This is a genomic window from Geothrix sp. 21YS21S-2, assembly GCF_030846775.1.
Taxonomy (GTDB): Bacteria; Acidobacteriota; Holophagae; order Holophagales; family Holophagaceae; genus Mesoterricola.
Genome location: NZ_CP132910.1, coordinates 3,923,046 through 3,939,377, shown reverse-complemented (window position 1 = coordinate 3,939,377; position 16,332 = coordinate 3,923,046). Strand labels below are relative to the sequence as shown.

12 protein-coding genes are annotated in these 16,332 nt (G+C 68.7%); 7 read left to right on the top strand and 5 right to left on the bottom strand.

Annotated elements, in window-relative coordinates; translation table 11 throughout:
* Nucleotides 1-62 precede the first annotated feature (62 nt).
* The 3 genes from RAH40_RS17400 to RAH40_RS17390 are packed head-to-tail and all read left to right on the top strand — an operon-like array spanning nucleotide 63 to nucleotide 5,456.
* Nucleotides 63-1,238, top strand: a complete 1,176-nt coding sequence (locus RAH40_RS17400; RefSeq protein ID WP_306598858.1) for a TolC family protein — start codon at nucleotides 63-65, stop codon at nucleotides 1,236-1,238.
* Complete coding sequence (locus RAH40_RS17395) at nucleotides 1,235-2,359, top strand: efflux RND transporter periplasmic adaptor subunit (RefSeq protein WP_306598857.1); 1,125 nt, start codon at nucleotides 1,235-1,237, stop codon at nucleotides 2,357-2,359. Before RAH40_RS17400 ends, RAH40_RS17395 begins: the two co-directional genes overlap by 4 nt.
* Nucleotides 2,349-5,456, top strand: coding sequence for an efflux RND transporter permease subunit (locus tag RAH40_RS17390; RefSeq protein ID WP_306598856.1), 3,108 nt, complete (start codon nucleotides 2,349-2,351; stop codon nucleotides 5,454-5,456). Before RAH40_RS17395 ends, RAH40_RS17390 begins: the two co-directional genes overlap by 11 nt.
* Nucleotides 5,457-5,643: 187 nt before the next feature.
* Here the strand turns inward: RAH40_RS17390 and RAH40_RS17385 are convergent, their stop codons facing one another.
* The gene (locus tag RAH40_RS17385) at nucleotides 5,644-6,600 is read right to left on the bottom strand and encodes an alpha/beta hydrolase (protein ID WP_306598855.1); all 957 of its coding nucleotides are present in this window, start codon (nucleotides 6,598-6,600) and stop codon (nucleotides 5,644-5,646) included.
* A 240-nt stretch (nucleotides 6,601-6,840) separates the two neighbouring features.
* Here RAH40_RS17385 and RAH40_RS17380 point away from each other — a divergent pair, with 240 nt between their 5' ends.
* On the top strand, nucleotides 6,841-8,706 hold the full coding sequence (locus RAH40_RS17380) for a biosynthetic peptidoglycan transglycosylase (RefSeq protein WP_306598854.1): 1,866 nt from the start codon (nucleotides 6,841-6,843) through the stop codon (nucleotides 8,704-8,706).
* Nucleotides 8,707-8,717: 11 nt separating this feature from the next.
* Here RAH40_RS17380 and RAH40_RS17375 read toward each other — a convergent pair whose 3' ends face one another.
* The 4 genes from RAH40_RS17375 to RAH40_RS17360 form a co-directional block, all read right to left on the bottom strand.
* Complete coding sequence (locus RAH40_RS17375) at nucleotides 8,718-10,007, bottom strand: ABC transporter permease (RefSeq protein ID WP_306598853.1); 1,290 nt, start codon at nucleotides 10,005-10,007, stop codon at nucleotides 8,718-8,720.
* Complete coding sequence (locus RAH40_RS17370) at nucleotides 10,004-10,939, bottom strand: ABC transporter ATP-binding protein (protein WP_306598852.1); 936 nt, start codon at nucleotides 10,937-10,939, stop codon at nucleotides 10,004-10,006. The genes RAH40_RS17375 and RAH40_RS17370 overlap by 4 nt, the downstream gene beginning before the upstream one ends.
* A 174-nt stretch (nucleotides 10,940-11,113) precedes the next feature.
* Nucleotides 11,114-11,707: a hypothetical protein gene (locus tag RAH40_RS17365; protein WP_306598851.1), complete on the bottom strand. Its 594-nt coding sequence runs from the start codon at nucleotides 11,705-11,707 to the stop codon at nucleotides 11,114-11,116.
* Nucleotides 11,708-11,717: 10 nt separating this feature from the next.
* The gene (locus RAH40_RS17360; RefSeq protein ID WP_306598850.1) at nucleotides 11,718-12,887 is read right to left on the bottom strand and encodes an immunoglobulin domain-containing protein; all 1,170 of its coding nucleotides are present in this window, start codon (nucleotides 12,885-12,887) and stop codon (nucleotides 11,718-11,720) included.
* 40 nt (nucleotides 12,888-12,927) lie between these two features.
* Between RAH40_RS17360 and RAH40_RS17355 the strand changes: the two genes are divergently transcribed.
* The 3 genes from RAH40_RS17355 (at nucleotide 12,928) to RAH40_RS17345 (ending at nucleotide 16,294) form a co-directional block, all read left to right on the top strand.
* A complete protein-coding gene (locus RAH40_RS17355; protein ID WP_306598849.1) occupies nucleotides 12,928-13,197 on the top strand; it encodes a transposase in 270 nt (89 codons plus the stop codon).
* The gene (locus RAH40_RS17350) at nucleotides 13,191-14,180 is read left to right on the top strand and encodes an IS3 family transposase (protein WP_306598848.1); all 990 of its coding nucleotides are present in this window, start codon (nucleotides 13,191-13,193) and stop codon (nucleotides 14,178-14,180) included. The genes RAH40_RS17355 and RAH40_RS17350 overlap by 7 nt, the downstream gene beginning before the upstream one ends.
* Nucleotides 14,181-14,752: 572 nt before the next feature.
* The gene (locus RAH40_RS17345) at nucleotides 14,753-16,294 is read left to right on the top strand and encodes a hypothetical protein (protein ID WP_306598847.1); all 1,542 of its coding nucleotides are present in this window, start codon (nucleotides 14,753-14,755) and stop codon (nucleotides 16,292-16,294) included.
* The last annotated feature ends 38 nt before the right edge of the window (nucleotides 16,295-16,332 follow it).

Genomic DNA, 16,332 nt, shown 5'->3' with positions numbered 1-16,332 from the left:
CCTGAACCTGCGGCAGGGCTTCGCCCTGGCCGCGCCGTCCCATCGAACCGACCGAGGTCTCCATGCGAAAGCTGATCTTCGGGGTGATGCCCTGCCTGCTCCTGGCGCAGGCGCCGCCCCTCTCCTACCACGACATCCTCCCGCGGGCCCGGACCAGTCCCGGCCAGCTCCGGACCGAAGCCCTCCTCGCCGAGCGGGGCCGGGCCCTGGCCGGCACCCGCGGCTTCCTGCGCGAAGGGCCGGTCCTCGGCCTCTCCGCCGGGCCCCGCACGGGTCCCGGGGTCCCGTCCACCACCGACCGGACCGTGGACCTGGACCTGCCGCTCTTCCTTTCGCCCGGCCTCCGGAGCCGCCTGGAGGCGTCCCTCGGGCAGGCCGATCCCGCCCTCCGCGGCGCCGCCCGCGCCGAGGCGCGGTTCCAGCTGCGCCAGGCCTACCTGGACGCGTGGCTGGCCCAGGAGGTCCAGCGGCTCCGGGAAGCGGACCTCGCCACCGTGCGGGCGTGGTCCAAGGCCGCCCGGGCCCGCCTGGAGGCCGGCGCGGACCCGGCGTTCCAGGTGAACCTGGTCGAAGGCGAGGCGCTCCGCGCCCAGGCCGAGCTGGACGAGGCCGGACGCCAGCGGCTGAACGCGTGGGCCGTGCTCCGGTCCCTGGCCGAGGTGCCCCCCGTGCCCGCCGTGCTCGCGGCTCCCGGGGAGGTGCTCGCGCCCTCCGCGGACGGCCTGCAGGCCCGGTTCGAGGCCAGCGCCCTGCGCCGGGCCCTCCAGGCCCGCCTGGACCTGGAGGAGCAGGCCCTGAGGCTCCAGGAGGCCATCGCCACCAGCCGGTGGAGCCTCCGCGGCAGCTACGGCAGGGAGGGCGAGGAACGCGTCGGCAAGGTGGGCTTCGCCTACCGGTTCCCCCGCCCCGGCGAAACCCGCGCCGTGCGGCGGGAGACGGAGGCCGCCTTCCAGGCAACCCGGCAGGAGCTGACCCTGGCCCTCCTGGAGCTGGATGCGCGTTTCCAGTCCGCCCTGGCCCGGCTCCAGACCGCCGCGCCGCCCCTGCCCTTCACGGCCTTCGAGGCCTCCCTCGACGCCGTCAGCCTCCGGCTCAGCGAAGGCAGGGAACGGCCTTCCGAGGCCCTTCCCATCCGCCGGCAGCTGCTGGAGGCGAAGGCCGCCTCCTTCCGCCGGCTCCATGCCGCCCACCTGCTGACTGCCGAAGTCCAGGCCCTCACCGACGGGGTGAACCCATGAACCAGGTTTTTCGCTTTTCCATGCTGTCCCTCGCCCTGGTGGCCGCAGCCGCCTGCGGCCGAAAGGCCGCGGGGCCGGCGGAGGCCCACGGCCCGGAGGCCGCCCCGGGCGAAGAGCACCGGCACCTCCCGCTGAAGGACGTCCGGGGCCTGCGCTTCCTCGTCGTTCCCGAACCCAAGGCCGAGGGGGCGTGGTATCCCGCGGAGGCCATCGGCGACGAGTCCGCCCAGGCCATCCTCAGCAGCCCGGTGAAGGGCATCGTCGCGGCCATCCAGGTCCCCCCCGGCCAGCGCGTGGCCGCGGGCGCCGGGCTGTTCACCCTCCAGAGCCCGGAACTGGCCCGCCTGAAAGCGGACTGGCTGTCCGCCCGGGCCAGGCGCGACCGGGCCGAAAGCGAACGGGCCCGGGAACAGCGCCTCTACGATGCCCAGGCCGGCTCCCGGCGCGAGCTGGAAGCCGCCGGTAGCGAGGCGGCCACCGCCAGGGCCGACGAGGAAGCCGCCCGCCTGGCCCTGGAGGCCAGGGGCTTGAGCCCGGAAAGCGCCGGCGCCGTGATGCTCGTGAAGGCGCCGCAGGCGGGCGCGGTCACCGCCTACAAGATCCAGCCCGGCCAGGGCGTGGAGGCCGGCCAGGAACTGGGCAGCTTCCAGGCCGCCGCGGCGGCCATCGTCCGCCTGGAGCTGCCCCTCCCGGCTCCCGAGAACTGGCGGACCGGCGCCGTGACCGAGGCCCGCAAGGGCGACGGCCAGCGCTGGAAGGCGCGCCTGGAGGGCATGCCCATGACCCTCACGGCCGACACCCGCCGCCTCAGCTACCGCCTGCGCCTGCAGGGCGGCCCGCTCCCGATCCCCGGCACGCCGCTGGAGGTCCACGTGCCCCTGGCCAGGACGGTCGTTCTGCCCCAGAGCGCATTGCAGCAGGTGGAAGGCACCTGGGGCGTCTTCGTCAAGGTGGGGGAGGAGGCGGAGTTCCGCCCCGTGCGCCGGGGCGCCGAACTGGGCACCGACGTGATGGTGCTCGACGGGGTGAAACCCGGCGAGACCGTGGTGGGCGAAGGCGCCTACCTTCTGAAGTCCCTCCAGATCAAGCGCAAGAGCGGAGGGGAGGACCATGACCACTGAGCCCGGCGATTCCGCAAACGTCTATACCCCCCAGCACCGGACCCTGATCCGGCGCTGGTTCGATTGGATGCTTCCCCGCAAGGGGTGGGTCTTCGCGCTGGCCCTGGTGTGGGGGGTCGCGGGGCTGGCCACCTTCGCGACGCTCAAGCGCGATCTCTTCCCCGATCTCACCCTCCCCAGCCTCAACCTGCTCATCCAGAGCCCGGGGCGGGCCGCCACGGAGCTGGAGCTGACCGTCGCCCAGCCCGTGGAGCAGGCCCTGGGCGGGCTCCCGGGCGTCAAGCGCGTGGTGAGCACGGTGCAGGCCGAGGTCGTCCAGACCGTGGTGGCCTTCGAGGGCGGCACCGACCCCTGGCGGGCCCGCCAGCTCGTGGCCGAGCGCCTCGCGGGCGTCACCGGCGAATTCCCCGAAGGCACCCGGGCCCCCATCGTATCCAGCGCCGCCGGACGCCTGCAGGAGATCATGGAGCTCGTGCTGGAAGGTCCCTCGACCGATCCCATGAAGCTGCGGGACCACACGGAGAAGGTCCTCATCCCCAGGCTCCAGGCGGTTCCCGGCGTGGCCCGGGTGGAACGCCTGGGCGGCGAGGAGCGCCAGCTCCAGGTCGTCGTCCAGCCCGAGCGCATGCGCCTCCAGGGCGTGAGCCTCGCCCAGATCCTGGAAGCCCTGGACGGCACGGCCCAGGACAGCGCCGCCGGGGTGATGGAGATCCAGGACAAGGGGTGGTTCATCACCGTGGGCAGCCTCGCGGCCCAGCCCGAGGCCGTGAAGAAGCTCCGCCTGAAGACCTCCCGGGGGACGATCCTCCTGGGCGATGTGGCCGAAGTGCGGGAGGGCGCCGGCTTCCGGCGCGGCCTCGCCCGGCACCAGGGCCACGAGGACGTGAGCCTGCGGGTCGTGCGCCAGCCCACGGCGGAGACCCTGGACGTGTCCCGGGAGACGCGCAAGGCCCTGGACGAGCTCCGCCAGAGCCTCCCCGAGGGCATGGAACTGACCCTCATGTACGACCAGGGGGGACTCGTCACCCACGCCCTGAACGGCGTGACCCTGGCCCTCCTGCTGGGGGGGCTCTTCGTGGCGCTGGTGCTCGTGCTCCTCCTGGGGAACCTGAGGGCCGCCCTGATCGTCATCGCCGTGCTCCCCCTGGCGACCCTCGGCGCGGCGATCCCCCTGCGCGCGGCGGGCATGGGCCTCAACGCCATGACCCTGGGCGGGCTGGCCATCGCCGTGGGGCTCCTGGTCGACGCCGCCGTGATCATGGTGGAGAACCTCGCCCACCGGCTGCACGAGCACCGGGAGCACCTGGAGCCCCGGAGGGTGGCCCTGACCCGGGCCGCCGCCGAAGTGGGCGTCCCCATCCTCACCGCGGTGCTCGTCATCCTGGCGGTCTTCATCCCGCTGCTGGCCATCGGGGGCCTCGCGGGCAGGCTCTACGCGCCCCTGGCCGTGGCCATCGCCACCGCGATGACCCTCAGCCTGGTGCTGAGCTTCACCCTCGTCCCGGCGCTCGTGGAGCGGTTCCTGCCGCCGGGTTCCATGCTCGAGGAGCCCCGGCCCGTCAGGGCCGTCAAGGCCCTCTACCGGCCGTGCCTGGACTGGGCCATGAAGCACGGGGTGCTGGTGCAGGCCGCGTTCCTGGGACTGACCCTCCCGAGCCTGTGGCTGGCCTTCAGCCTGGGGAGCAACTTCCTGCCCACCCTGGACGAAGGCGCCCTCCTCCTGAACAGCATCCTGCCCGCGGAAACGAGCCTGGCCGCCGTGGACGAGGCCAACTTCCAGCTGGAGCGGAAACTGGTCAAGCTCCCCGGCGTGGCCTCCGTCTATCGCCGCACCGGGCGGTCGGAACTCACCGAGGACCCCATGCCCCACACGATCTCCGACGTGCTGGTGGTGCTCGACGGGTCCCGGCGGACCCCGGAGGTGCAGAAGGAGGTCGCGGAACTGGCCGAGGACCTGCCCTACCCGGTGGAGCTCACCACGCCCATGCAGATGCGCATCGCCGAAGGCATCGGGGGCACGCCCGCGGATATCCAGGTCAAGCTCTTCCATCCGGACCTGGGCGCCCTCCAGGCGCGGCTCGCCTCCCTCCAGGAGGCCCTGGCCAAGGTGCCGGGGGTGGCCTCGGTCACGCCCGAGGGCGCCGGCTCCCTGCCCAAGTGGACCGTGGTGCCGGACGAGGATGCCCTGCGCCGCCTGGACGTGCCCCGGCCCCTGATCGCGAAGACCCTGAAGGCCGCCCTGCAAGGGCTCGACACCGCGCCCCGCTTCGACGGCCCCCAGCGCATCGAGCGCATCGTCCGCTTCCCGGACGACGGCCGCACCAGCCCCGAGACCCTCAAGCGCCTGCCCCTGGTGCTCGAGGACGGCCGCGTGGTGGAGCTGGGCCAGGTCGCCCGTTTCGAGGAGGCCAGCACGCCCAGCCTGATCCGCCGGGAGGCGGCGCAGCGGCGCCTCGCCTTGAACGTCCGCACCACGGGCGACCTGGGCGGCACCGCGGACCGCCTCGAGAAGGCCATCCGGGCCGTCGACCTGCCCAAGGGCACCGTCGTCAAGCTCGGCGGCAAGATCGAGGACGCCCGCGAGACCCAGAAGCGCCTCCTGACCGCCATCGGGGCCGCCCTGGCGCTGGTGGTCGGCCTCCTCTACCTCGCCCTCGGGCGGTGGCGGGAAGTCCTCGTGGTCGTGGTCACCCTGCCCAACGCCTTCGCCGGCGGCCTCCTCGCGCTCTGGCTCGCGGGAGAGACCTGGAACATCAGTTCCATCGTGGGCGTGATCGGGCTCTTCGGCGTCGCCGTGCAGAACAGCCTCGTGCTGATCTCGCAGGCCAGGCACCTGGTGGACGCCGGGATGCCCTTCCAGGAGGCCCTCAGGGAAGCCAGCGTCGGCCGCGTGCGCCCCAAGCTCATGACGGCCGGGAGCGCCATCCTCGGCCTCATGCCCATGTTGCTCGGCATCGGCGGCAGCGAACTGGAGCGTCCCCTGGCCATCGTCATGGTGGGCGGGCTCGTCACGAGCACGCTGTTCACGCTGCTGGCGCTGCCCAGCTTCTATGCCTGGGTGGGCGGGCCGAAGGAGAAGGGGGAAGCCGCGTCCTAGGCGGCGCCGGCCTTCAGCGCCCGGAAAAGACGAACGCCCCGAAATCCACCATCCGGTTCGCCCCGTCCAGGCGGACCGTGGTGGGGCGGGGTTGCCCTCAAGACAGGCCCGCAACCCGGTCCCATGTCATGGTTCTGTCGCGATCCTGTGAAGATCGGGTCATGGCTGCCCCGGAGGCCCCGGGGCTTCACCTGCCCCCGGGCCGCGGCTCATCCATGCGCGACGGGAGCGCCAGGACGCCCCACGTCTCCAGGCGGGACCGGGCCCAGGCGCTCCACCCGCCCGGAACCCCCGCCCCGGCCTCCGTGTGCCGTGCGCCATGGACGACCGTGAGGTCCGGGATGCTGGAGGCGATGGCCCGCACGCCCTCCAGGGGCGTGATGTCATCCGCGTCTCCGGCCAGCAGCGCGATGGGGGTCCTGAGGTGCCGGGAGGCGTTCAGGGGCGAAACGTCGGCGGGGCGGAAATGCGCCAGCCTCCCCGCCTTCGCGAGGGCAAGGCCCTCCCCGGGCCGCATGAGCCATTCGGCCGCCCCCAGGGTGCCCCGCAGATGGTTCCGGCCGGCCTCCTGGAGGGACTCGAACGGGGATTCCAGCAGGGCGCCTCCCAGGGGGCCTTCCGCTTCCAGCCGTTCCAGGGCCATGAGCCCCACCCCCGCGCCCTGGCTGGTTCCGACCAGGACGATCCGGTTCCGCTGCATCCCCTGGGACGCGAGGTGGCGAACCACCGCCGCGGCGTCCTCCCGTTCCCACCCCCCCAGCGTGGAGGGCGTGCCCGGCTCCAGGTCCCGGTTGCGAAACGTGAAGGTCACCGCGTCCAGCTCCGGCAGGTCCCGGAGCCGGGAGGCCCCGCCCCAGGCGTCGTCCCCGAACCCGTGCAGGAGGACGGCGACACCCGTGGCTCCAGGGCGGTGCAGGCGCCAGACGACGAGGGCCCGGCCTTCGCCCCCGGACACGACTTCCGAGGTCCAGGCGCAACCCGGCGGGCACAGCCCAGCCCGGATCGTGCTCCGCTCGGCTTCGGTCCGGGCCGGCATCGGGGCATCCAGGAGCATCGGCGGCAGGAGGGCCCAACCCACCACCAGGTTCAGGAGGATGACCCCCGCGGGGACCGAGATGCCGAACGCAAGGAGGAGGCGTTTCATGTACAGGGTTACGCGTGGGCCCGGAGGCCGCCTTAGTTCGATTCGGCCCGCCGGTTTGCGTGCTATGGTCGTCAGCATTGGAAGCGACCCCGCCCCCGTGCCGGCCTCTCCCCGCTTCGGGTCCCTCATCCGCAGAATCCCGTGCCTCACACCCCTTCCATCCAGTCGCCGCGACCTCGACCTGAACGCAGGTGGAAGCTGCGATCGGCAGGCGCCCCGAGGCCGAGGATCCAGCTCGCCGTGGCGCTGGTCCTCGGAGCCTTCCTCTACCTCTCCGTCCTGACGCTGCTCCGCTCGGCACCCGTCCGGCTTGCCCTCCGCGAACGGGTCGTCGCAGCACTCGCCGCCCGGCTCCCAGGCGCCCGCCTGGAGGGAAGGGTCTACGTCGATGCAGCGTTCCGGCTCGTGATGGGACCGGTCGTGGTCGGTCCACCCGGCGAAGGGACAGCGCTCCTCGTGGTCGACCGAATCACCGTCCGGCCCCGGCTGTGGCGCCTCGTCATCGGTCACCTGGAAGCCGGGTCGGTCACCCTGCACGGCATGCATGTCCACGCGGGCCGCCATGGGGAGCGACTCGCCGACCTCACGCGCGCCCTCCACCCGGGCAGGGCGCGAGCGGCCGGCTCCGGGCCGGGACACGATGCGCCAGCCCTGCCCGAGATCGCCTTCTCCGGGCTGGAGGTGGGTTTCGAGGGTTCGCCGTCCGGGCAGCGGCCCGTGGTCCTGGGCCCGCTGGGCGGACGCATCCGGCTGGATCGTCTCGGGGAGCGCACCCAGGCCTCCCTTGCGGCCGAGGGGCCAGGGCGATCCAGGGGCGCCATGGAGGCCGCATGGGGCGGCGGACCCGGCGCGCTGCACCTCCGCCTCCAGGGGCTGGGCGCCGAGGCGCTCCCGGAAGGCCTGCGCGCCGAGCTTCCGTTCGGGATCCGGGCCGGGGCGGTCGACCTCTCCTTCGAGGCGCCGCACCTCGAGACGCTGACCCTTGGCGAGGGCAGGCTCACGATTTCCACGCGCAACCTCGCGGTGTTCGCGGAACGCCTCGCCCCCGAGCCCGTGGGCCCGGTTTCGGTCCGCCTTGAGGGACGCCTGCGCTGGGACGCCGCCGCGGGGACCGGGGCCCTGGTGGACGCGACCCTGGCCCTGGACGACGCGGGACGGGCCGCCCTGAAGGTCGCGCTTTCGGTCGCCGCGCGCCCCGAGCCCCGCTTCGAGCTCGCGCTTCGCGCGACCTCGGTGGACTGGACGGCCCTCGCCGCGTCCCTGCCCCCGGCGCTCGCACCCCCGCGCGGGGCTCCAGGTCTCACGGGAGCGCTCGCCGGCGCGCTCACGATCGCAGGACCGCTTCACCAACCGTCCGAATGGCGGATCGACGGCGAGGTGGATCCGAGCCGCCTCGCCCCGGCACCGGCCAACGGCGGGCCCGACCTGACGCGCCCCTTCGTCTACGATGCGATCCTCGCGCGGGGCGGCAGGCGTCAGGTGACCATCGGCCCCGAGAACCCCGCGTTCGTGCCGCTGGGCGAGCTTCCCAGCCTCCTCGTGCGCGCCGTGCTTGAGAGCGAGGACGCCGGCTTCTACGGGCACAAGGGGTTCGACCTTTCCGAAATCCAGGAGGCCCTGTCCAATGGAGGCCGGCTGCGCGGCGCATCCACCCTCACCCAGCAGCTCGCCAAGAACCTCTTCCTGTCGCGGGACCGCACCTTCTCGCGCAAGGTCCGCGAGGCGCTCGCCACCGTCGCCCTTGAGGTGGCGGTGGGAAAGCGCCGGATCCTCGAGATCTATCTCAACCTTGCGGAGTGGGGCGAGGGCGTGAACGGCATCGGCGAGGCGGCCCGGCACTGGTTCGGCAAGGATGCCCGCGCCCTGAGCCCCAAGGAGGCCGCCATGCTCGCGACCGTGATCCCGAACCCCGTGCGTTATGAGATGTACCGAAGGCGGGGCGCGCTCACGCCCGCCTGGGAGGCGCGGGTGGCCGACCTCCTCGCCAAGCTCCACACCACCGGAGCGCTCGACGACGAAGGCCTGCGCGCGGCGGAGGCGGAGACGCTCACCTTCGCGTCCAGTCCGCGGGGGGCGTGGTCCAGGAGCGCGCCTGCCGGCCCCTGACCCCGGGACCTTCAGCCCTCCTCAAAGGGGAAGCGCCAGAGGGCGAGGAGGCCGAACAGGGCCGCAAAACCCAGCAGAACGGCCATGGGGCCCACCGCCGCGCCGAACCCGAGGCCGCGCCAGGTCATGGCGTCGAGGCCATCCACGGCCCAGCGGGTCGGCACCAGCAGCGTCGCCCTCTGCAGCCAGGCTGGAAAGACGAAGGAGGGGACCCAGGCGCCCCCCAGCATCACCATGATCAGCGTCCCGAAGATGGCCAGGCCCCGGGCGGCCTCCGGTGTGCGGCCCAGGGCCGCGATGAGCAGGCCGAAGGTGGCGGTCATGAGCGCGAAGGCGACGGTGACGCCCAGGAACCCCGCGAAGCTGCCCTGGATCCGCACCCCGAAGAGCAGCCGGGCCGCGGCGAAGATCACCAGCATGATGCCTGTGGCCAGAATGGCCGCGCTGAGGGCCCGGGCCAGGAGGATGCCCTGCCGCCCCAGGGGCGCGGCCCGGAGTCGCTGCCAGGTGCCGCTGCGGCGCAGGACCAGCAGGGCCACGCCCGCGTCGATGCCCATGAACAGGATGAACTGCACCCCCATGCCGCCGAAGCTGTGGGCGTAGCCGTTGTAGGCGATGCCCCTGCCGGCGGTGACCGGTTCCTCCTTCAGGGTGTAGGGCAGGCTGAGACCTCCACTGCGCTGGTTTCCGGGCGCCTCGGACTGCTTGGCGTTCCAGCGGTCCACGCTGCGAAGCAGATCCTGGAGGGGCGCCTTGTCCGCGGCGCTGACGCCGGACGTGTCCAGACCGGCAAGGGACCGCTTCACGGCGGCCCGGCCCGTATCCCCGGTGAACATCTCCCGGCTCACCACTTCCATGGCCGCCTGGGTCAGGAGCCCTCGCACGAGGCCCATCTCCATGCCGTGGGAAGGGTCGTAGAACACCGTCACCTCGGGTTTCCCGAGGCTGCTGAAGAAGGCGTTGGCGGCCGAGTCCCCGAAGCCCCTGGGCAGCAGCACCGCTGCCGTGGCCTTTCCCTTCCTGACCGATTCACGGGCCTGGGCTTCGGTTTCAGGGCGGACCGAGAGCAGCTTGTCCTCCGCCAGCCTGGCACCCACGGCGCGGCTGAGGGCGCTGCCGTCGAGGTCCACGAGGGCGACGGGGATCTTGGCGGTATCGTTCCTGCCGTCCCCGCTGAACAGGAAGCCGAAGAAGGCCCCGATGGCGATGGGCGCCGCCAGGCTGAGGATCAGCGCGCGGCGGTCTCCCAGGAACAACTTCAGATCCTTGCGGACGAGGGCCGTGAGTGCGGTGAGGTTCATGCGTCCCTCATGGTGCGGCCCGTGAGGGCGAGGAAGACGGTTTCCAGATCAGGCCGCTCCGTGTGGGCATGGGCGATGGCGATCCCGCGTGCCGTCAGCCATCCCAGGGCCGCAGCGGACCCGGGCCCCAGTTCCGCCAGTCCGAGGGTGAGCACCTCCGCCTCCAGCCGGGCCGAGACGATGCCCGGGAGCGTCGCCAGTTCATCCGCCCAGGCCCCTGGGGGCGGATCCTCCACTTCAAGCCTGAGGACGTTGCGCAGGGGAAGCCGCCGGGTGAGGCCCGCCACCGTGTCGTCGGCGATGACTTCGCCATGATCCACGATCACGATGCGGTCGCAGAGGCGTTCGGCCTCCTCCATGTAGTGGGTGGTGTACAGGAGGGTCTTGCCGCGGGCCTTGAGGGTCTCCAGGCCCTCGAAGATCGCGTTCCGGCTCTGGGGATCCACGCCCACGGTGGGCTCGTCCAGGATGATCAGATCCGGATCGTGCAGGAGCGCCGCGGCGAGGTTCAGCCGCCGCTTCATGCCGCCGCTGAAGGTCTTCACCTTGTCCTTCGCCCGGTCAGCCAGCCCCGTGAAGGCCAGGGTTTCCGCGGCGGCGCCCTCCAGCGCCGCCCCCTGGAGCCCGTACAGCGCACCGAACAGGAACAGGTTCTCCCGGGCGCTGAGATCCTCGAACAGCGCGAGATCCTGGGGCACCAGCCCGATGCGGGCCTTGAGCGGGTCCGTATCGCCGGCGAGGCTCCGGCCATCCAGTTTCACCTCGCCCGAATCGGGGGTGATCAGGCCCGCGATCATGGAGACCGTGGTGGTCTTGCCGGCGCCATTGGGGCCCAGCAGTCCGAGGGTTTCCCCCGCGCGTATGGCAAAGGAGATGCCCTTCACCGCCTGGCGGGCGCCATAGCTTTTCCGGACACCGTGAAGTTCGAGCATGGACGCCTCCCAACCCCGGGCTCGGCCCCAGGGCCGCGAGATGCCGCAGTTTACCCAATCCCTTGTCCAAGTCGACCTTTCGGATGAAGAACGGCCCGGGACAGGGGGTGCTCAGGGATCGGCTCCTTCAAGCTCTCCTCCCGTGGAGGTGCAGGGTGAAGCGTCCAATGGGGATCAATTTGCGATGAGGGTGCCGGTGGTAATGGAGATGGGCGTGGTGGCGATGGCGTTGGCGGGTGCGTTGAGGATGATGGCCTTGCCCGAGGTCAGGGTGACATTGGGGGGGTTGAGAAGCGGCACCTTGCTCTTGAGGTCGAGGGCCACGCTTGCCAGTACGGTGCTGGCGAGGACACTGGCAGCGGGCGTGGTCCCCTTTTGATAGACCCCAGCCTGGAGGGTACCGCCGCTGACCAGGCTCTTGACGATGGTGTTGCTGAAGATGCCGCTCTTGACCCTTTCAGGATCTTCAGGATCGACCAGGGTCCAGGTCACCTTGGTCTCGTCGGCAGTGAGGTAGAAACCCACACCGCTGACCTCTCCGGAGGGACCGAGGAGATCCAGGACGAGATGGCTGGGAGTGGATTTGGACCCGTTTCTCACCAGCATGTAGGCGCCGGAGGCGGGATTGGTGTAGGTGAGGGTGTCAGCGATGGTCTTGGCGGGTGGCGCGGGCGCGCTGCTGCCCCCGCCACCGCCGCCGCAGGCGAGAATGACGCCGAGGCCGAGGGCCGAGAGAAGGGGCAAGGTGATCTTGAATGGACGCGTCATGGGTCTACCCTCAAAGGCCGGCCAGGAACAGGGCAAGCTCGGTTTCGTCCACGTTGCCATCGCCATTGAGGTCCGCGGCAGCGTTCCAGTTCGGACTGGCAGGCGTCGAACCCCAGGCGCGCGCGAAGATGGCCAAGTCCAGGACATCGATAAGGCCATCTCCGGTGAGATCACGGGTCCTGACGGTTACCGTTGCGCTGTCGCTCTTGGTGCCGTCGGCCTGGCTAACGGCCGTGATCGTGGTCGTGCCAGGCGAGCCGGTTGCCGCATAGGTGATGGAACCGGGAGCGCCCGCAGACAGGGTGCCTTCGCCGGAGGTGATGGACCAGGTGACGCCTGTGTTGGCCGTGCCGGTCACACCTGCCCTGAGGATGACCTGGCCGTTTGTAACCACGGTCGCGGTCTTGGGTTCTACGGTCACGGTTATCACCGGGGCGGCAAGCACGGTCAGGGTGGCGCTGCTGCTGCTGGTGGCGGCCGAGGTCCCACTCAGGCTATTCGTCACCCGGCAGGCGTAGTCGCCTGCGTCCGTGGGCTGGACACTGGAGATGGTGAAGGTCGCGGAAAAGGCTCCACCGATGCTGCTCCCGTCCTTCGTCCATTGGTAGGAAAGGGTGCCCGACCCGGTAGCCGCCACCGTGAACGTCACTGCTCCGCCCACCGCAAGGGTCTGGCTGACGGGCTGGGTCGTGAGGGTCGGTCCGGCATTGACGGTGAGGGTGGCGCTGCCGCTGGTGGCGCTGGTCGTGGTCCCGTTCAGGGAGTTCGTCACTACGCATGTGTAGATGCCTGCATCCGGGACCTGGACACTGGGGATGGAGAAGGTGGCCGAGGTGCCTCCACGGATATCCGTTCCATTCTTCAGCCACTGGAAGGAGAGGGTGCCTGAACCGGTTGCTTCCACCGTGAAGGTTGCGGCGCCACCCACCGCCAAGGTACGGCTGGCGGGCTGAGACGTGAGGGCCGGTCCGGCATTGACGGAGAGAACAGCGCTGACGCTGTTGGTGCTGGCCGCGGTCCCCCCCAGGGTGTTCGTCACCACGCAGGCGTAGATGCCTGCATCGGAAACCTGGCCACTGGCGATTGAATAGGTGGTTGAGGTGGCTCCAACGATAGTCGAACCGTCCTTCGTCCACTGATAGGTAAGGGTGCCTGGCCTTTCCCCAAATCTGAGTACCAAATGAAACGTTAGGGCTCATCCTGAACGAGGAGAACCCTGAATGCGCAAGCCCAAGCTCACCGACGAGCAGATCGTCGCCCTTCTGCGTGAGGCAGAACGAGGCGAAAACACCATCACCGAGCTTTGCAAAAAGGCCGGCGTCTCCGAGGTGACCTTCTACCGGTGGCGGAACAAGTTCTCCGGGAACACCGTGCAGGACGTCCGGAAGCTCAAGCAGTTGGAGAAGGACAACGCTCGCCTCCTGCGGCTCCTTGGGCAGCGGGACGTCGAGATCGACGCCATGAAGGAACTGCTCGCAAAAAAATGGTGAGCGCTCCTCAGAAACGCGAGGGGGTAAGGCTCTTGAAGGCTGAAGGGATTTCGGAGCGCAGGATCGCTGTGCTTCTGGGCATCACAAGGACTGGGCAGCGCTACCAAGCCCGGCCCAAGCCCCAGGACCACCAGGCTGACCTGATCAAGGCCCTGAGCGCCGAACACCCTCGCTACGGGCAGAACCGCGTCTGGGCCCTGCTCCGGCGCAGCGGCGTCGTCATCAACATCAAAGCCGTGAACCGCATCTGGCAGAAGTACGGCCTTCAGGTTTCTCGGCGGCCAAGGCGGAAGAAAATCAGGACCGGGGACAGCGTTCCTCGGAAGGCCGAGTTCATCAACCATGTCTGGACCTACGACTTCGTCTTCGACTGGTCGTTCAATGGCGTCTCCTTGAAGTTCCTGACCTTGGAAGACGAGTTCACTCGGGAGTCGCTGGCCATCGAGGTTGGGCACACCTTCAATTCCCTTCAGGTCCGTGGCGTGCTGGCCCGGGTCTTCCAGGAGCGCGGCGTACCCAAGTTCTTGCGCAGCGACAACGGCTCAGAGTTCATCGCCATCGACCTGAAATTATGGATCGGGGACCTGGGCATCGACACTCACCTCATCGACCCCGGCAAGCCCTGGCAGAACGGCTACGCCGAGAGCTTCAACGCCAGGTTCCGGGACGAATGCCTTAACCAGGAAACCTTCCACGGCGTGCGGGAGGCCGCCGTCATCATCAAGGCCTTCAGCAAGCGATACAACGAGTGCCACCCGCATTCCAGCCTCGGATTCTATACGCCCAGGGAGTTTGCCCGGCTTTCCAAGTCGGGGGCTCTGCCCCCGGACCCCCGGGATTTACCGCCTTGGGGCCTACCCGCGGTCAGCAAGAGGACCGCACGCGGCCCCCTTGCTCCTGCAGTGCAGGCCCCTGGGATGGCGCTCGAGTCGGATCCCTCCGGCGCTCTATCCTCCACCCAGGCAGCGGAGAAGGTATCATGAACCCGACCAAGCCTGCGGCTTGGCGGTCTTTTTGCCCCCAATTTAACCGAGGACTAACCTTCCACTTGGTTCTCAATTTGGGGAAAGGCCAAGCCAAGGGCTCCCGATCGGCCTGATTGGCGGGACACCTTTCGTGGACACGGATGAGGTCGAACGCTGGCTCAAGGAGCGCGTTGCGTCCTCCATTCAGGCTCCTCCCCCTCCGCGGCGTCCCCGTGGCCGGCCCCGGAAATACCCCCAGTCCATGGCTCTCCAGCCCGCTTAGAGCATGATGGCCCTTCGATGTGATTCGGAGGGCCATTCCCATTCCGGTCCTAGCGTGCGGGAAGAGGTTGCCGCCTCCCCCCGCTGGTGACTTGCCCCGTAACCCACTCTCTCGATAGGTAAAGGAAGTGATGCCACCAACGACCCCTGGTCGCGAGACCAGTGTGGGGCAGCCTGCGCCTGAACGCAAGGCCCACAAGCCCTGTTCCACCAAGGATTCAAGGCGTTCCAGCTACCCGCAGCGTGTGCCCGGGGAACTGCAGTCGAACCTTCATCAGCAGCTTAAACAGGAGATGTTCGTCGAGTCCATGAGGGCCTACGTCGAGGGGAAGGGACTGTCGTTCACCTATTCGAATGAGATCTATACCAAACGAATGATCGATCTTATGCTCGACACCCCCAAGCGCGGGTACAAGATCGATATTTTTGATTTGCGTCCGGAATCGATGCCGGAAGAGAAGAGGCACCTCAGGAAGAATGTAGAGATTTTCTTCCGGAAGATTCAAGGTTTCCCACTCTTGATTCACGAGCCTGGAACCAACGGTGGCAACCGGGAGAAGTATTCTTTGCGTCCTGATGCCGAGGACAAGCTCCGTTTTAATGCGGTCGCCTCGAAGGTTCGTCGGGTCCGTTCCCGTCGCAATGAGGCGCACCAGGCTGTGCTTGGCCATCTTCCAACTCATCCCAAGAAGCGAAAAAAAGGGTGCTGTACGGGAGACCCTCTGCACTTCGTTGGAGGGTCTCGGGAGCATCGGCGCCCGGGTTCCCAGGGTTCTCCCCAAAACACCCAGGATGCGAACGTCAGTCAGCAGTACAGCAAGCACCCCCGGAAGGCCTCGGTTGCCTTGCCACCTGTGACTGACGCGTTCCAGGATTCTTTCAAGGAGATCGAACAGACCCTCCAAGGGGTCCCAGGCGAAACCGCCTTGGAGGTTCGGGTTCTCATCGATACCGTCAACAAAACCGCGTTCAGCGTTGAAGAGTTCCGGAAGATCCTCGACTCAGCGGTGGTGAAGGCTCTGGGAGATCCTGAGGTTAAAAGGAAGCGTGAGTGGGTCCTCAAGTGCCTTCGCAATCCGACCTGGGCCAGGAAATTTCTTCAGGGGGAACCTGCTCCGGTGGCACTCGTCGAACCTAGCACCCCTTCTCTTGTCGAGGCTCCCAGCACTTCCGCCGGTTCGCAGGCCTCACTCGAAGCCGAGATCGACCGGAACCTCCAGACGAAATACCCTGAAATGCCCCAATCCATGAGGCAGAATGCTGCTTCGCGCATGGCAGTCATGATTCCCAAGGCACACGGGATGCCGTGGCTCGCGCATTTCGTGGCTAAGGTCGAGGAATGCGTCCTGAGAAAGCGGGATCAGGGGGCGATCAGGAACAACAAATACAGCCTGTACGCCTACTTCTGCGCCATCATCGCGGATCCCAATCCGTGGATCACCCAGGCGGCGTTCGACAGCTTGGAACGCCACCCAAACGCCTACAGGGATTTCTGGAAGCCCAAGGGGACGAGCGAAAAGGATCTTAATTCCTACCCCGAACGATTCCGTGAGCTCGTTCGGTTGGAGCCCCGTGTCTTGACCATTTACGAGGAATGGAAGGCCCTCAAGGCCAAGGCTCCGGCTCCAGACTCACCCGGATTTCTGGACCACTTTGACGCTGAGCGCAAGAAGTTCAATGAGCTTGTTGTCCTGGCAGAAGGACAACTCGGAGACCGGAAAAAACATCTCCAGGACGAACTCCGCGCTCGCTTAGTGGCAAGCAAGCTCCAGGAAGAATCGCTTGTTTGGAGGCGCGCCTGGAATCACCACTGGAACCGTATCATCTGTGAAATGTGGGACATAGAGTAGCCAGAAACCTCTCGGTTTGTAATGTAGTTACGTAATGT